Annotated in this window: 19 protein-coding genes; 5 read left to right on the top strand and 14 right to left on the bottom strand. The window is 64.6% G+C overall.

What is annotated here, in order from left to right:
- Nucleotides 1–3 precede the first annotated feature (3 nt).
- From BJ987_RS21595 to BJ987_RS21575, 5 genes are all read right to left on the bottom strand, one after another.
- Complete coding sequence (locus tag BJ987_RS21595; RefSeq protein WP_209893093.1) at nt 4–564, bottom strand: DUF6968 family protein; 561 nt, start codon at nt 562–564, stop codon at nt 4–6.
- Nucleotides 565–766: 202 nt separating this feature from the next.
- Nucleotides 767–1,780: a YdcF family protein gene (locus tag BJ987_RS21590; protein ID WP_209893090.1), complete on the bottom strand. Its 1,014-nt coding sequence runs from the start codon at nt 1,778–1,780 to the stop codon at nt 767–769.
- A gap of 88 nt (nt 1,781–1,868) precedes the next feature.
- Nucleotides 1,869–2,711, bottom strand: a complete 843-nt coding sequence (locus BJ987_RS21585) for a hypothetical protein (RefSeq protein WP_209893087.1) — start codon at nt 2,709–2,711, stop codon at nt 1,869–1,871.
- Nucleotides 2,712–2,941: 230 nt separating this feature from the next.
- Complete coding sequence (gene aat / locus BJ987_RS21580; RefSeq protein ID WP_307869706.1) at nt 2,942–3,679, bottom strand: leucyl/phenylalanyl-tRNA--protein transferase; 738 nt, start codon at nt 3,677–3,679, stop codon at nt 2,942–2,944.
- An 86-nt stretch (nt 3,680–3,765) separates the two neighbouring features.
- A complete protein-coding gene (locus BJ987_RS21575; protein ID WP_209893081.1) occupies nt 3,766–4,674 on the bottom strand; it encodes an oxidoreductase in 909 nt (302 codons plus the stop codon).
- A 97-nt stretch (nt 4,675–4,771) separates the two neighbouring features.
- Between BJ987_RS21575 and BJ987_RS21570 the strand changes: the two genes are divergently transcribed.
- Nucleotides 4,772–5,338 (top strand): TetR/AcrR family transcriptional regulator, encoded by a 567-nt coding sequence (locus BJ987_RS21570; protein WP_209893078.1) that lies wholly within the window; start codon nt 4,772–4,774, stop codon nt 5,336–5,338.
- A 21-nt stretch (nt 5,339–5,359) separates the two neighbouring features.
- Here the strand turns inward: BJ987_RS21570 and BJ987_RS21565 are convergent, their stop codons facing one another.
- Nucleotides 5,360–5,926: an isochorismatase family protein gene (locus tag BJ987_RS21565; protein ID WP_209893076.1), complete on the bottom strand. Its 567-nt coding sequence runs from the start codon at nt 5,924–5,926 to the stop codon at nt 5,360–5,362.
- A gap of 203 nt (nt 5,927–6,129) precedes the next feature.
- The gene (locus tag BJ987_RS21560; RefSeq protein ID WP_209893074.1) at nt 6,130–6,672 is read right to left on the bottom strand and encodes a hypothetical protein; all 543 of its coding nucleotides are present in this window, start codon (nt 6,670–6,672) and stop codon (nt 6,130–6,132) included.
- Nucleotides 6,673–7,205: 533 nt separating this feature from the next.
- Between BJ987_RS21560 and BJ987_RS21555 the strand changes: the two genes are divergently transcribed.
- Nucleotides 7,206–7,850 (top strand): helix-turn-helix transcriptional regulator, encoded by a 645-nt coding sequence (locus BJ987_RS21555; RefSeq protein WP_209893072.1) that lies wholly within the window; start codon nt 7,206–7,208, stop codon nt 7,848–7,850.
- A gap of 32 nt (nt 7,851–7,882) precedes the next feature.
- Nucleotides 7,883–8,347, top strand: a complete 465-nt coding sequence (locus BJ987_RS21550) for a DUF3291 domain-containing protein (RefSeq protein ID WP_209893069.1) — start codon at nt 7,883–7,885, stop codon at nt 8,345–8,347.
- Nucleotides 8,348–8,430: 83 nt separating this feature from the next.
- Here BJ987_RS21550 and BJ987_RS21545 read toward each other — a convergent pair whose 3' ends face one another.
- Nucleotides 8,431–8,817, bottom strand: a complete 387-nt coding sequence (locus BJ987_RS21545; protein ID WP_209893066.1) for a VOC family protein — start codon at nt 8,815–8,817, stop codon at nt 8,431–8,433.
- 59 nt (nt 8,818–8,876) lie between these two features.
- Here BJ987_RS21545 and BJ987_RS21540 point away from each other — a divergent pair, with 59 nt between their 5' ends.
- The gene (locus tag BJ987_RS21540; protein ID WP_209893064.1) at nt 8,877–9,233 is read left to right on the top strand and encodes a winged helix-turn-helix transcriptional regulator; all 357 of its coding nucleotides are present in this window, start codon (nt 8,877–8,879) and stop codon (nt 9,231–9,233) included.
- Nucleotides 9,234–9,434: 201 nt separating this feature from the next.
- Here BJ987_RS21540 and BJ987_RS21535 read toward each other — a convergent pair whose 3' ends face one another.
- Nucleotides 9,435–10,193: a hypothetical protein gene (locus tag BJ987_RS21535; RefSeq protein WP_209893062.1), complete on the bottom strand. Its 759-nt coding sequence runs from the start codon at nt 10,191–10,193 to the stop codon at nt 9,435–9,437.
- A gap of 327 nt (nt 10,194–10,520) precedes the next feature.
- On the opposite strand from BJ987_RS21535, the gene BJ987_RS21530 reads away from it, so the two are divergent.
- A complete protein-coding gene (locus BJ987_RS21530; protein ID WP_245366075.1) occupies nt 10,521–11,318 on the top strand; it encodes an alpha/beta fold hydrolase in 798 nt (265 codons plus the stop codon).
- A 117-nt stretch (nt 11,319–11,435) separates the two neighbouring features.
- Here BJ987_RS21530 and BJ987_RS21525 read toward each other — a convergent pair whose 3' ends face one another.
- The 5 genes from BJ987_RS21525 to BJ987_RS21505 all read right to left on the bottom strand — a co-directional run bounded on the left by BJ987_RS21525 (nt 11,436) and on the right by BJ987_RS21505 (nt 14,361).
- The gene (locus tag BJ987_RS21525; protein WP_209893059.1) at nt 11,436–12,317 is read right to left on the bottom strand and encodes an alpha/beta fold hydrolase; all 882 of its coding nucleotides are present in this window, start codon (nt 12,315–12,317) and stop codon (nt 11,436–11,438) included.
- Nucleotides 12,314–12,994 carry a TetR/AcrR family transcriptional regulator gene (locus BJ987_RS21520; RefSeq protein ID WP_209893055.1) on the bottom strand — a complete coding sequence of 227 codons (681 nt, stop codon included), beginning with the start codon at nt 12,992–12,994 and terminating at the stop codon, nt 12,314–12,316. The genes BJ987_RS21525 and BJ987_RS21520 overlap by 4 nt, the downstream gene beginning before the upstream one ends.
- 175 nt (nt 12,995–13,169) lie before the next feature.
- Nucleotides 13,170–13,583: a DMT family transporter gene (locus BJ987_RS21515; RefSeq protein WP_209893052.1), complete on the bottom strand. Its 414-nt coding sequence runs from the start codon at nt 13,581–13,583 to the stop codon at nt 13,170–13,172.
- 34 nt (nt 13,584–13,617) lie between these two features.
- A complete protein-coding gene (locus BJ987_RS21510) occupies nt 13,618–13,938 on the bottom strand; it encodes a DMT family transporter (protein ID WP_209893050.1) in 321 nt (106 codons plus the stop codon).
- Nucleotides 13,939–14,016: 78 nt separating this feature from the next.
- Entirely contained in the window at nt 14,017–14,361 is a 345-nt protein-coding gene (locus BJ987_RS21505; RefSeq protein ID WP_245366074.1) for a MarR family winged helix-turn-helix transcriptional regulator, read from the bottom strand.
- Between the last annotated feature and the right edge of the window lie 246 nt (nt 14,362–14,607).

Below are 14,607 nucleotides of genomic sequence, written 5' to 3'. Positions count from 1 at the left end.
ACCTCAGGACGCCCGGCTCAACGGCCAATCCGTGGGAAGCATCAACCAGGCGCCGATCATGCGAAGCGCGGTCAGCAGGGCCTGGATCTCGTCCACACCGGACGCCACCGCCTCGCGCTTCCCGTCGATGCGGAACCGGCAGATGTAGTAGGACTGTCCGGGGGCGCGGGTCGGCCTGCCGATTTCCACCGCGCAGGGGCCGCCCTCGGTGATGAGGATGCGTAACGCGATCACTTCCGCACGGGGCGGTTGGGCGGCGGGCTCGGCGACGCGTGGCCGACTTGGAGCGACGGGGAATCCCATCGTAGAAGGGTCGAGCACCGTGAACCGGTGGCCCTTGTCGTTCGCTCGCGCCAGGATTGTGCCGACTTCGACGAGCGCGTTGTACAGCGCGGCCATCCCATCGACCCCGGTGGCCGTGAATTCGCCCAAACCCGCGATCCGGAAACCGGTGGTGCCCATGCCGTCCACCGGCTGGGTCGGCCTGCCCATCTCGATCAACACCGGATGGCCGCCATCGGCCACCGTCCGCGTGGCGATTACCTCCCCGACTCGGTCACTCATCTGCTCGCACCTCCCGCTGAGCTCTGTGTACAGGGCCTCATCCGTCGACGTCGAGCCGGTCGCCGCATCTGGGGCGGTATGGTCCGCCGCGATAGCCAGGGCCCTTCGCGCGAACCGCTGATATCCATCGCGGTACCCACTGATCTTGACCTCAACCCCGCCACGGACCGTTCAGTACGGTCGGCTCGGCGCGACGGCCGACTCAGCGAATGCCCGGGCTGCCCCCGGTAACCAAGGCGAGCAACAGCGGCACGGCCACCATCGCGAGGCAGGCGGCGATATTGGTCCACCGGTACGCGACCAAGATCGCGATGAACTCGCGCAGTACCGCGCTGGGCAGGTAGTAGAACGCGGTCCGAGCGCCGGTCACCTCCGCGTCCAGTTTCAGTCGCCGCGCCAGGATCGCGGTACGCAGCACATGAAAGTTGCTGGTTACCAGCACCATTCGCATGTTGGTGCCGCGCTCCCCCAGCAATCGTTTGATGAACAGCAAGTTCTCCCGGGTCGTGGTCGACCGCTGTTCCACCCCGACGCTGTCGGCGGGAACCCCACGCGCGATGAGGTAGTCGGCCATCGCCGAGGCCTCCGACACCGCCTCATCGGATCCCTTACCACCGCTCGCGATGATCACCGGCCGCCGGCCTTGGGCCACCTCTTCGCCGTAGATCTGGATCGCCCGGTCCAAGCGGGCAGCCAGCAAAGGCGGCACCCGCGCCCCGACCAGGCCGGACCCGTGGACCACGATCGCGTCCATACCGGGTTGATAGGGCAGGCGACCATAGAGCAGCGAGTACAGCACGAAGCTGGCGAACACGAAGCCGAAGTAGCCCCCCAGCACGGCGAGGATCACCAACGCCACCGACCAGAGCGTTCCGGTGGCGATCGCTACCCCGACCAGCAAGTAGGGCGCCAGCAACACGAGGCCCGGTCCCAGCGACAGCAGATTCGCCAGCCGCATCCCCTCCCGCCGCGCCATCTGCACGAAGTTGGCCAGCAGCAGCCCAGCCAAAGCCAGTAGCACCAAAGGCGATACGACCACCAGCACCCGGGTGAGCGTCAACCCCTGGTCCATCTCGTCGCCGGACCCGATCACCCCCGCGCCGGCCACAGTCAGACCCGACAACAGATAGATCCCATTGCTGATTCGCCGCCGGTCGAGATGGAACCGCAGCGCGAACACACCCAACAGCACCAGCCCGATCGTGAGCAGAATCACCGGCACACCGTAGACGGCCGCCGATGCCGGGTGACGAACGGGGCCCGGCTTACTCACCTCCTAGCCAGCGCGGCGCCCAGAACGGTGGTCACGGCGCGCCGGTCACCTCGACTACGAACTCCGGGGCCGATGCATGGCCATTGGTGTTGCAGTGCAAAAGGTTCGGTGCGTCCGCCGCGATTCGCACGCCATTGGCGTTCGCCGCGATCTGCCTGGTGCGCGAATCCAGCCGAACCGGCGTGAAACTCACGGTCGAGGACGAACCAGTCGCTCGGAGGTCGACGGTGGCACCGTTCTCCAGCTCGTCACTCCACAGCTCGGCACGGACTGTGTATTGACCATTGCGCAATACCTGGCCGTTCACGGCCGTAACCACCAGGCCCAGGTCGCCGACGTCAGCGGGCGGCGCGTAGGAGCGTAACCGCAACCCGAGCCGCAGGGTGCCGGTGAAGTTGATCGAGTAGGACGAAACAATCTGGTCCACTTGCGGTTTCGCCACCATCGCCGCTTCGGCAGGCGCAGGCTGATGCTGCTGGGCCACCGCACGGTGCGGCGGAGCAGCCCCCGCGGTCGGTGGCAGCCGAGTCGGCTCGGCAGGTCGCACACCTTCGCGACCTCGCTGTTCGGCAATCGCGCCCTTGACCGCCATCAACAAAAAGCAGGTCGCGGTGAGCCCGAACACCGCGGTAAGCACATACCCGAACGTCCAGCCCTCTTCGTATCGAGTTTCCCGCGTGGCCATGGTCGAGCAGTCGCCCTGCCGGGTCGTCGTACCGCTGTAGTCGATGCAAGTGTCATAGGGTTGCACGACCTTGTCGTCGAAGACGAGAACCTGTTGATCGCCCGGCAGGCTGGCGAACAGGAAGAACAGCGCCGCCCCCACGCAGCCGAGGGCATACAACCCATTCTGGATCGGGCTGAGCTCCGACATGGCTGGACTCCTCACCGAAGACACGAGAGGTGCGATCCCCCTCGATCACGAATACCGATGCGTAAGCGATGCTTTCGCCTCGCGCAGATCGTTGCGCACTCTCCGCTGTTCGGCAACGGCATTTCTCGTCCAACCGTTGCGGGACCCGCCCCTCACGCCCGCTGTGATGTCATGACCGGCACAGCCATGCCACTCCAAGCGGGCCGCTTTCCGCAGCCCGGCACGATCGTTCATGCCGGTAAATGGTGGGGCGAGTTGGGGACCCGGATTTCGAACTGCCAGGGACCGGGGAGGCCGGGGCGGGCGGCGGCCTGGGTGTGTAGACGCAGGTAGTCCGCGCGGGGCAGGTCGATAGCGCCGAGGGAGTTGAGGTGGCTGGAGGTGATCTGGCAGTCGATGAGAGGGAAATCCCAGGCGGCCAGTTGGGCGCAAAGCCAATACAGCGCGATCTTGGAGGTGTCACGGGCGCGGGAGAACATGGATTCCCCGGCGAAGGAGCGGCCGCATGCGACGCCGTAGAGACCGCCGACCAGGTCGCCGTCGCGCCAAACCTCCACTGAATGCGCATGTCCGAGCTGGTGCAGGCGCAGGTAGGCCGCCACCATGTCCGAGCCGATCCAGGTCCCGCTCTCCTCGTCACGCGGTTCGGCGCAGGCCGACATCACGTCGGCGAAAGCTCGATCCATGGTCACCCCGTAGTCCGCGCCGGCCACAGATCGGCGATAGGACTTGGTCACTCGCAGGTCGGTCGGCACCAGAATGCTCCGCGGATCCGGGCAGTACCACTGGATCATTTCGCCGGGGTAGTACCAGGGAAAGATCCCAGCGGCATAGGCGTTCAACAGTCGCCGCGGCGACAGATCCCCGCCGAATGCGACCAGTCCGGACGGATCGGCGAGTTCGACAGGCGGGAAAGGCTGATCTGGATCGGCCAGATACATCCGCATCAGGTCGGTAGCGTCGGTCACCGGACACAGATTACCGACCTGCGCGAACAGCCAGCACAGCATGAACCCTTCCCCGCTCGCGCTTTCTCAGTAGCGTCCAACCAAGGTCAGGGGTTGAAGGTGACTTCGGTGAGTCGTTCGCTGTCTGCCCACAATCGCGCGCCCAGTTCGGCATCGTCAGCGCCTTTCGGCAGTTTCGCGGGCGTGGGTGTGCCGGAGGTCTGGTCGCGTCGGGCCGGACCGATGAATGCTCCGCTGGTGACGTCGGGGCTGGTGGCGGCGTAGAGCGAGGGCCAGGCGGCGCCCGCGGCCGAACCCATCAGCACGCGCGCTGCGAGCGGAGTGAACAGGCGCGTCAGCGCTCCGGTGCCGTGTTGCTGGAGACCTGTCATCGCCGAACCGGGGTGGACGACGAACGCCTCGACGGAGGTGTGGGCGGCGCGGCGGGCGAGTTCGAGGGTGTAGACGATGTTGGCGCGCTTGGACTTCGCGTACGCGGCCATGCCGCGGTAGCCGTTTTCACTCATCAGGTCGTCGAGTTTGCCGATCGGCCAGCGTGCGGCGATCGCGCTGACGGTGACGATGCGCGCCGCGCCCGAGCGGCGCACGGCGGGCCAGAGTTGGGCGTCGAAGGCGAAGTGGCCGAGATGGTTGGTCCCCATTGTCATCTCGAACCCGTCGAAAGTGTGCTGGCGTGTGGGCAGATTCATCACACCGGCGTTGTTGAACAACAGGTCGATGGTCTCGGTGTCGGCCACCCGCTGGGCCGCGCGGCGCACCGAGGCGAGGTCGGACAGATCCAGAAGCAGGGTGTCGATCTCGGCCTCCGCTGCTGCCGCGCGCACGACGTCGACCGCCTCGTAGAGCTTGGCCTGGTCACGACCGGCCAGGATGACCCGCGCGCCGCGCGCGGCCAGCACGCGGGCCGTCTCCAATCCGATACCGCTGGCGGCGCCCGTGATCAGGGCCGTGCGGCCGGACTGATCCGGGATGTCGTCTGGTGTCCAATGCGCCATGCAGATCACGCCTTCGCTGTTGAATGAATGTTCATTAACCACCGTGTACCGCAGTCGCGTCTTTGTCAAATGAACGTTCAATAACTACCCTGGGTGTGTGCGCACCAGGAATCCCGAAGCGAAACGCCAGCAGCTGTTCGACGCCGCGCTGGCCGAGTTCGCGGAGTTCGGTTTGGCCGGCGCGCGCATCGATCGGCTGGCCAAACGCGCGGAAGTCAGTGCGGGCCTGGTCTATTCGTTCTACAAGGGCAAAGACGAACTGTTCGACGCCGTCTTCGACATGATCGTGGATACGACGGTGGCCACAGTGCCGTTGGACGCGGACCGACTGCCGGAATACGCGGCCCAGCTCTACGACGCCGGCCAGGCCCATCCCGAGGTGATGCGGTTTCTGATGTGGTACCACCTGCTGCGTGGTGAGTCCGCCCAACGCGCCTCGGTCGCGGAGTCGATGCGAGCCAAGGTCGAGGCGATCGAGCAGGCTCAACACCGCGGGACGGTGACCACCGCACAACCCGCCACCCACATCCTGGCCTTGGTGCTGACAGTCGCGAACATGTGGCACCAGCCCGCGGAAGACATCGTGCGATTGGTACCCGAACCACAACGCCGCAAGCTCGTGCTGGACGCGGTGACAGCCCTGATCGCACCTACCGATACCTGAGCCGCTGCATGTCCCGCCGGATCAACTTTCGGTGGTACCGCTGATCTGAACGCCGGCTTCTCGGAGTTCCCCGAGGGCTTGTTCGATGCTGGCCGGGGACACTCCGGCGGACAGATCCAGAAGTACCCGGGTGTGGAAACCGGCCGTGCGGGCATCCATAGCGGTGGCGCGAACGCAGTGGTCGGTGGCGATGCCGCAGACATCGACGGTATCGATTCCCCTGCTTTGCAACCAGTCCGCCAACCGCGCGCCGTCCTTGGTAGCGCCCTCGAAGCCGGAATAGGCAGCGGCATAGGCGCCTTTGAAGAACACCTCGTCGATCGGGCCGGTGTCCAGGTTCGGGTGAAAATCGGCGCCAGGAGTGTCGGCGCGGCAGTGCGGTGGCCAGGTGTCGACAAAGTCAGGGTTGTCGGAGAAGTGCGCACCAGGATCGTGGTGGTAGTCACGGGTGGCGGTGATCGCGGCGTAATCGCTGTTGCGGAGATATTCGCTGATCCGTTCGGCCAGCGCGGCTCCGCCCGCCACAGCTACCGCACCGCCCTCGCAGAAGTCGTTCTGTACATCGACGATAATGAGAGCTTTGCTCATGACGCCTCCACGAGATCGGTCTCGCAACGGTTTTCGGGCCGCACCCAGTGTAGTTGGCTATCCCCGAGCGCATTGCCGAATACGCGGGCGGATGCCGTACAGACCAGCTCGCGGCTACGCTGCCATACCGGCCGGCCCAGAGATCTCGAGGTCACAGCCCCGGTCTCCGGGCCGCCGGAGTTGTCAGTAATCGCGAGAATCGTTCACAGCGGAGCGATTTCGAGGGTGTGAACGCTGTTGAGCTGGGAGACGTTACCCAATCCCGCGGTGCACAAGGTGATCGGGAGCGAGGGGGCCGTCATATTCTCTATGAGTGTGTGACCTTGCAACACCCCGGCGGTAACGGTGCCGGTGAAGACGTTGGAGAACACTGCGCCCACCACGTTGGAAACCCGAGATGTGGAGACCGTACTGGTCTGGCCGGTATTCCACGTGATAGTCCAGGAGACGTTGCCGGTGGAGAGCAACTGCAAGCATGACCGCGAAGTCGTATTGGAGGAGTAATGGGTCCCGCTGGTGATACCGGCGGCGGAACCCGTTCCCACACACAACGGCCCGTAGACTTGGTCGATGGTGCGCGTCGTGGTCGCCTGCGTCATCGTGATCGGTGGATCGTAAGTGGTCGTGGAGGAACCGACGGCGCAGGTCAGTGAGTCCACTACCGCGGTAGCCGGGCTGGCGGTAATACCCACCAGTGCTGCTGCCAGCACGCTGGCGGCAGCAAGGCTAGCGATTTTCTTATACATCAGAGCACTTCTTTCTATGGACAGAAGTCGCAGCGCGGAATGCTGGGCGGTATAGAAACCGCCGCTTCCGGCTGGCAAATTCGCTGCAGCACTTACCGATTCACCGCTAAGCGTGCGCCGCGGGTGTTTGCTCCGACTTCTCGCTTCGTCCCGACCGTGGACGCTCATTCTACGTTTAGCAGGTCGCTCCGCACCATAGTGTGTTTTTAATACCACTGGTTTGTTTCAGTTACTCTTCTCGTAATGTCGTAAAAGCGTGCGCATAATTCGCCGACCGCCACATCATGTCGCTCCAGACGCTCGACCACCGAGCGCGCCATGGTGAGAAACAATCTCGATCGACGCCGGAAATAACCTGCAACACATCAGAATTGGGCAGCCAACAAGAGCAGCGGGGAGCCACTATCCGGTCTGCGCTGGGGAGGGTCGATGGCCCCGCACCAGTCGAATCCGCGCCTGCGCGTTCCAGGTGGGCGAACCCGTGGCGGCCAGGGCCTTCTATCTCAGATGTCGATTGTTCTTAGAATGGGCAGGTGCAAGACATCGATGCCATAGGCGTGCTGCAAGACCCGGTTCGACGGCGTCTCTATGACTACGTCGCGGCGCATGGCGAGCTGGTGAGTCGCAATGAGGCCGCGACCGCGGCCGGGATTCAGCGCACCCTGGCCGCCCATCACCTCGACAAACTGGTCGAGGCGGGATTGCTCGAGACCGAGAGCCGGCGGCTGTCCGGCCGGTCGGGGCCGGGCGCGGGACGGCCCGCCAAGCTCTACCGCCGCGCGGCGGCCGAGCATCAGGTCTCGCTCCCGCCGCGCGACTACCGCACGGCCGCAGACCTTTTGGCTCAGGTCGCCGAGGAGGCGCGGTTGGACGTCGAGTTACAGAAGGCGGCCCGCGAACAAGGACGCGCAGCACGGGGCGAACCCGTGCGCGACCTGACCGAAGCGGCAGATCTACTTCGCGCTCGCGGCTATGAGCCGTTCACCGACGATGACACCCTGCGCATGCGCAACTGTCCATTCCACGCGCTCGCTGAAGCGTATCCGCCTCTGGTGTGCGGCATGAACCTCGCCTTGCTCGAGGGCCTGCTCGAGAACTCCGAGGTACGCGTGCGCATCGACGCCCGCCCCGGAATCTGTTGCGTCGCCGTCGAACTCTCTAAAAACAATGACGATTGACATAGAGTTGTCCGACATGATGAGGTGACCGCATGACCGGTTATCACCTCGCCGAACTGAACACCGCCATCCTCAAGCACCCCCTGGACGACCCGCGCATGGCCGGCTTCACCTCCATGCTCGAGCCGATCAATGCCCTCGCCGAGCGCGCACCGGGTTACCTATGGCGCCTGGTCGACGATTCCGGAGCCGACGCCACCTCCATGCGTCCGCTCGGCGAGAATGTCATCGTCAACCTGTCGGTATGGGAAACGCGAGAAGCGTTCTGGAACTACGTCTATCGCAGCGACCATCTAGAACTCCTGCGTCGGCGCAGCGACTGGTTCGAACGTCCCCGCGAGGACATGACCGTGCTGTGGTGGATCCCCGCCGGCCGGACACCCACCCTCGACGAGGCACTGGCCCGCTTGCGAGCGCTGCGCGAGAATGGCCCCTCGCCCCTGGCGTTCTCACTACGCGATAACTACACGCCCGAGGACGCGCAAGCGTTCGCCTGACCGCGTGTGCCCGTGCTCGACTGGCATGCCAGTGCACGAACTCGCCCCACGCGACCACCCCGAAAAGCCGAGAAGGTTCCGCGTCATGGCTTGTGATGGCCCAGAACCTTGGCCCGCACCTCGGGCACCCACTCGACGTATTCGACCGTCACCCCGTCCGGGTGACGCAGATACGCGAACAGTCCGGTCGCACTGGTGAACGGGCCGCCGGCCAGTTCCGCTCCCGAGTCTGTGAGTTCGGTGATCGACTCACTCAGGTCGTCGACGACTACCGGTCCGACCGTCGCGCGGTAGCGATCGGTGTGGTCGGGCGGACCGGCGATCAGAAGGAAATCGCCGATCGCCGCGAGCTCCGCCTGTTCGAAGCCGAATCTCAGATCCGCTGTGCCCCCGACCATCCGCTCATACAACGGCAGTGCGAGGTCGAGATCGGCGACGAACAGTCGGGCGTAGGTCTTCAAGATCCGCATATGCGGGACGCTACGGTGAATATGCCGTTGACAGCAGTACGCACTTGAAGGTGAGCGCGATGCCCAGCAATCACGAGGACGAACTGGCCCGCGATATCGCGCTGCGCGTGTTCGCCGTGGTGTCGACCAGATGGGGCTTACAGGTCCTGGAGGAGGTCCAGGCCGGCCCCCGCCGCTTCCGCGAACTGCATCGCGCGGTCGAAGGTATAAGCCACAAGATGCTCACCCAGACGCTGCGCGCACTCGAAACCCACGGCCTTATCGCCCGCCACGACCACCGCACGGCAAATCCCCGGGTCGACTACTCGCTTACCGAAGCCGGAACCTGGCTACTGGCAACAATTTACGGCCTGTGCGAGTGGTCGAAAGCCCATCTGGACGGCCTGCTCGACGCCCCCGCCCATCGCACAGTGTGATGGACGGCTGCCGAGAATTGTTTGCCCATCGCAATCCGGGATTTATTGGACAACCAACGCGCAACTCGGCATTTACCGATGTCTCGAGTCGCGGCGGACCTTAACTACGGCTCGACTGCTGATCGGCGGAAGCGAACGCCCTGAACCGCACCAGCTTTCGCTCTCCGCCGCCGCGAAGCGCCCGCTTCGCACAGCACGCAATCAAGACTCACCCTCCCGGCGATCCAGAGCAGCCATGACCCACTGAAGCCGCCAATGTTCAGCCGCACGCGGGAAATGCCATCGAATCTGCGCCGCGGTGATCGGCGGCGGGTCGGCTCGCGCGATCCGAAGCACGACCGGCGCCACCTCTTCAGCACGGTAGGCAGCGAGCTTGTGATGCCCATCCAGCACGAAACCGCTCCAATAATTTTCCGCCCCGGCACGCAAGGTGATCACCACCGGACGCTCGCCCTGTCGAATCACCTCGCGATACCGGTCAACCGTCGCGGTGTCGGCTGGCGGCCACGCCTCGGTCGGCGTCAACCATTCCTCCTCGGGATACGTCCAATCCGGCTCATCAGGCCCGGGGCAGCTGACACCCCACCTGTCCGGACCGCTGCCGGACCACGCCTGAAAGCCCTCCGAGATCCGGTTGGTCACCGGTATCGGAGGTCGCAATTCGTAGCGACCGTTGGCCATCAAGGCCAGCAACGGCCGCAGCGTCTCGGCAAGCGCGCCGCTCGAGTGCCCTGAGACGGTCAGAACACGCAGAGCCTGCAACTGCTCAGGTCTTGGCACCCGGTCCGGCGCCCGCACGAAAAGCCGGGAGATGCTTCCGCGTAGATCCGCCATATCGATTGCGGCTGCGACCCCGCCCAGATACAGCAAGTTTTGGCTATCGATCCCGTAGACCCCGCTATCGCCTCGAACATCAATCACGCCCGCCCCGTCGACAATTTCCACCATCTCGATGTCCACGTCGTGAACCGTAGTCCGCGAAATCGACCGGAAATAGTCTTGATCCAGGTGAAGGGCATCCCATTCGCAGCCTGGACGTGGCCCGTGAGCAAGTCGATTGATCTGCGCAACTCGGTCAGCAGTACATCCAGTTGCTATGCGGTCATCAGCAGGTTCTCCCGAACCCGTACATCGCCTGCAAATCGGCAGTTGCGTGCGTTCGCGGGCGCGCTGCACGCGGCGTTCCTGGGTGTTGCTGTACGGCAAGGCAACCCGATGTCACGCCGTTCGAGACTCGTGTCAGGCCGATGTCAGGCTCGCGTCAGCTCCCCCAGCGACGGTATTCACATGAGCAACGCAGCAAACCCTCGCAACTCCGCCCCCTCCCCCTGGACCGGCATGGTGCCGGTCGAGGACACCGCACTGGCGGTGACCGACACCGGCGGCCCAGGCCAACCGGTGCTCTACCTCAACGGCGCCTACGCCGACCAGTCGCACTGGAAGAAGGTGATCGCCGACCTCGGCCCCGGCTACCGCCACATCACCTTCGACGAGCGTGCCCGTGGCAAATCCCAGCAATCCGCCGACTACTCCTTCCAGGCCTGCCTGCGCGATATCGATGCCGTACTGGCAGCGCGGAACATTCACGGCCCAATCGTCCTGGTGGGCTGGTCCTACGGTGGAGTGCTGAGCTGGCACTGGGCCGACCAGAACCCCGACCGCGTGGTGGGAGTGGTGACGGTGGACGCCTTTCCACACGGGCTGACCGGTGCCGAAGGCGCGGAGCGGATCCGCAAGCTGTTCCACAAGATGCGGTTCCTGCTGCCACTGGCACGCCCATTCGGTATGGCCGCGCGCATGAGCGCCGCCCAGCATGCCGAAACCAACATCGAACTCAACGAGATCGCCGCGGCCAGCACGGCGGTCCTCCAACGCGCGACCCGCCCGGTGCGGTTCGTGCTGGCCACCGGCGAAAGCCTCGGCAGCGAAAACGACGAGATGGAAACGAATCGGGCCGTACTGGACCCGATCATCGCCGCTAACCCCAACGTCACGATCAGCGCGAAAGTCGGCAGCAACCACTCCAAGATCCTGCGCAAGGACTCCCCCGCCGTCGCCGCCGCAGTCCGCCAGACCGCTCCCTAACCTGCTGCGGCAGTGGTAGTCACCTGGTGGATGCAACGCGATGCCTGCGCTCACCCGGTTACCACAGCACACTCATTCCGAAAGTGGTCCTTCAGGTTGGCCGCGAAGGCCGCAGGCTCAGCAGTGATCGAGCGTCGCGGCCAAAAATTCACGTGCCAGCCGGTTGAGCTCGTCGGGCTGGTCGTAGGTGACGATATGCCGGGCATCCGGGATCGTGACCAAGCGGCCGTTCGGTGTCGCCTCGGCCGCGATCGACAACTCGGCGGCTCCGACGAGTGGGTCGGCCTCGCCTCTGATCCATAGCGTGGGAGTGATCAGGTTCGGTAGGTCCGGCAGGTGGTTCAGCCGCATCGCGAACGGACCATAGGCGCGGGTCATCCAGTCGTCGAGCGCCGGTTCGCCGTGCTTCGCCTTCGCCGTAGCCTCCGCGGTGGCCAGCTCGACGATGGTGTCGAAATCGCGGGTTCGTTCGCCGGCGGCGAGGCTGGTGGTCATCGACTTGCGAATCGACCGCGGATACCGCGCCAGGTATCGGCTGGTCAGTGCCATTACTCCGGGAGTACGAATGATCAGCCAGGTCAGCAACTGCGCCGGGCGTTTGGCGCCGATACCGCCAGGACCGATGGCGATCAGGGCGGTGACCCGTTCGGGATGGTCCAATGCGTAACCGATCGCCACGCCTGCGCCCAGCGAGATCCCGATGATCGCGACCTGCGGCAGGTCGAGGGTGTCGAGCAGATCGCCGAGGAAGCGCCGGTAGAAGGTGTCGTCCAGCGCTCCCTGCCATGGGCGACTGCGGCCGTGGCGGGGGAGGTCGATGGCGTACAGGCGATAGTCGGCGGCGAGGTCGGGGACCGTCCGACGCCACACGCCCTGCGCGGTGTCGAGCATCCCCCCGTGCAGTAGCAGCAGCGGCGGACCGGACTGACCGGCGCGGTATAACCGCACCGGGCCACCGGCGACGGTCAGGTCGGTGTATGTGTCGAAAAAGTCGGTCATGACGGCTCCCGCGGATCGAGTTGGGTTTCGAGACGTCGGAGCAGAGCGAGTTGCGCTTCGCGGGCCGCTTCTGGATCGGCGGGAAGGCCGGTAGCGAGCCCGCGACCGACGAGATCGGCGAACAAACCGACCGCGGCCGACAGTTTGTCGGGTGTCGTCGCACCGAGCGTGCCGGGCGCGTGGATCAGCCCGACGGTGAACACGCTGAGTACGTGCACGATGGTGTCCGCGGGTATCGCCGCGTCGAGAATGCCGATGTGCTGCAGACGCTCGATGTAGTCACCGAGCCAGCTCAATCGCTGTAGGTAACGGTCATCGGCGGCCTTCCGCACGTGGTCGCCCAACACGTTTTGATCACCTGTGTACAGCGCGCACATCAACGGGTCGGCCAGCAGTGCCTCGATACTGAACCGGTACACCGTCGGCAGATCCACGAGATCCTGCGCGTCGACCACTTGGCGATGAACCTGGGCGGTCAGCTGCCGCATCCGGTCGTCGAGGGCAGCCGCGAGGATTGCGGTCTTGTCCGGGAACTCCAGGTAGACAGCACCTTTGCCGATGCCCGCACGAGCCGCGATCTCCGACACCGTCGTGGCGGGCCAGCCCTTGTCCAGCATCAGCCGCTGCGCTTCGGCGAGGATGCGCCGACGACGGTTGGGGACGAGAGGTCGGGGCATACGTGCTCCATTCCGTAGTGACCATATCCTGCCATATGGTCACTACCGTAGGCAATGTCGCTCTCTCGAGCCGCGGCAAAATCAAGCCGCCGGGCGAATGTCTTGATCGCGAGTTGATCCGGCGGACAGTCGGCACCGCCGCGTGCTGAATCACGCGGCGGTGCCTGGTTTTAGGTCATGCCGGTTCGGCGACAGGTGTGCTTTGGGAGCGGTCGAGCTTGGCGCTGTCCGCGAGTTTGAGCCAGATGACTCCGCCGATGATGACCGCGAGCCAGAACGTTTTGGCCAGGGTCAAGGTTTCGTCGAAGAAGACCGGTCCGAGCAGCGCGGCGCCGACGGCTCCGATACCGGCCCACACGGCGTATCCGATCCCGACATCGATCTTCTTCAGGGCGACGCTGAGGAAGTACAGGGTGAAGAGGAAGAAGACGATGGCGACGAGCGACCAGAGCGGGTTGGTGAATCCTTCGCTGCCGTTCACGCTGAGGGCGTAGCCGATCTCGAATCCGCCGGCCGCCAGCAGCGCCAGCCATGGGGCGGTCTTCTGTTCGACTGCGGGTGCCCAGCGGTGTGTTGCGGTGGTGGTCATGGGATTTGGCCTTTCATGAAATGCGGAGGAAGGGCTATACGGTTCCGGCGAGATTGAGTCCGACGACGCCGACGATGACGATGGCGATGCCCAGGAACTTCTTCCAGGTCAGGCGCTGGGAGAGGAACAACGCGCCGATGACGACGATCGTGACTCCGGCCAGCGCGGTCCACAGTGCGTAGCCGACGCCGACGTCGAAGGTCAGTAGGGCGAGGCTGAGGAAGAAGGTGGCGATCGCGCCGCTGACGAGCGTGCCGATCGTCCACCACAGGTTCGTGAAACCCTGCGCCTTACCCGCCGCGATGCCGACGGCGACCTCGAAGATGACGGCGATACCCAGGTAGATCCAGCTCATGACGATGTTCCTTTCGGTTAAATGCATGTACATGCAGATATATGGGCAATAAAGAAAGATGTTGTTACAGCAGGCGATTCACGATGTGAGCAATGCTTCGATCTCCCGCAGAGCCGACCCGAGCTGCTTGATGTCGACGCCGGGAAAGTGCGCCGAGGCCGCGGTCAGCAGTTCGGTTATGCGACTTTCGTAAGGGGCTCGCGCACTGCGGACCAGCGCCTCGCCCTGCTCGGTGATGACCGCGTAGACGCCGCGCTTATCGTCCGCGCAGAGATCGCGACGCACGTAACCCTTCGCCTCCAAGCGGCTCACCAGACGCGTCGCCGAACTCTGATTCAAACCGACGCCCTGCGCGAGATCATTGACGCGCAGCTCCTTTTCGGAGGTCTGACTCACCAAAATCAGCGCACGAAACTCCGTCAACCCGACACGATAGTTATCGGCGAGCCACCGATCGAGGTTCGCGTCCACCGCGGAGGTCAACGCGGCAACCTTCGACCAAGCGGCGCTGACGCCACTTCGCGATGACCGCTTCGCTTCAGTTGGTTGCATGTACATGCATTGACCGTAACAGGTCTCCGCCGTCGGCGCCAGTCGACATTGCCTCCCAGCCACGAGACAGCCAGCAGCGCACGGCCGGTCCGCGGTGGCGACATACCGGAACACCGC

The organism is Nocardia goodfellowii, assembly GCF_017875645.1.
GTDB lineage: Bacteria > Actinomycetota > Actinomycetes > Mycobacteriales > Mycobacteriaceae > Nocardia > Nocardia goodfellowii.
This window is presented reverse-complemented; position numbering and strand designations above follow the sequence as displayed.

What these genes read in the sequence shown, in the direction of transcription:
- BJ987_RS21560 (WP_209893074.1), bottom strand. Translation starts at nt 6,672, where the DNA reads ATGTATAAGAAAATCGCTAGCCTTGCTGCCGCCAGCGTGCTGGCAGCA.
- BJ987_RS21585 (WP_209893087.1), bottom strand. Translation starts at nt 2,711, where the DNA reads ATGTCGGAGCTCAGCCCGATCCAGAATGGGTTGTATGCCCTCGGCTGC.
- BJ987_RS21595 (WP_209893093.1), bottom strand. Translation starts at nt 564, where the DNA reads ATGAGTGACCGAGTCGGGGAGGTAATCGCCACGCGGACGGTGGCCGAT.
- BJ987_RS21525 (WP_209893059.1), bottom strand. Translation starts at nt 12,317, where the DNA reads ATGACCGACTTTTTCGACACATACACCGACCTGACCGTCGCCGGTGGC.
- BJ987_RS21550 (WP_209893069.1), top strand. Translation starts at nt 7,883, where the DNA reads ATGACCGGTTATCACCTCGCCGAACTGAACACCGCCATCCTCAAGCAC.
- BJ987_RS21565 (WP_209893076.1), bottom strand. Translation starts at nt 5,926, where the DNA reads ATGAGCAAAGCTCTCATTATCGTCGATGTACAGAACGACTTCTGCGAG.
- BJ987_RS21510 (WP_209893050.1), bottom strand. Translation starts at nt 13,938, where the DNA reads ATGAGCTGGATCTACCTGGGTATCGCCGTCATCTTCGAGGTCGCCGTC.
- BJ987_RS21515 (WP_209893052.1), bottom strand. Translation starts at nt 13,583, where the DNA reads ATGACCACCACCGCAACACACCGCTGGGCACCCGCAGTCGAACAGAAG.
- BJ987_RS21520 (WP_209893055.1), bottom strand. Translation starts at nt 12,994, where the DNA reads ATGCCCCGACCTCTCGTCCCCAACCGTCGTCGGCGCATCCTCGCCGAA.
- BJ987_RS21575 (WP_209893081.1), bottom strand. Translation starts at nt 4,674, where the DNA reads ATGGCGCATTGGACACCAGACGACATCCCGGATCAGTCCGGCCGCACG.
- BJ987_RS21545 (WP_209893066.1), bottom strand. Translation starts at nt 8,817, where the DNA reads ATGCGGATCTTGAAGACCTACGCCCGACTGTTCGTCGCCGATCTCGAC.
- BJ987_RS21530 (WP_245366075.1), top strand. Translation starts at nt 10,521, where the DNA reads ATGAGCAACGCAGCAAACCCTCGCAACTCCGCCCCCTCCCCCTGGACC.
- BJ987_RS21540 (WP_209893064.1), top strand. Translation starts at nt 8,877, where the DNA reads ATGCCCAGCAATCACGAGGACGAACTGGCCCGCGATATCGCGCTGCGC.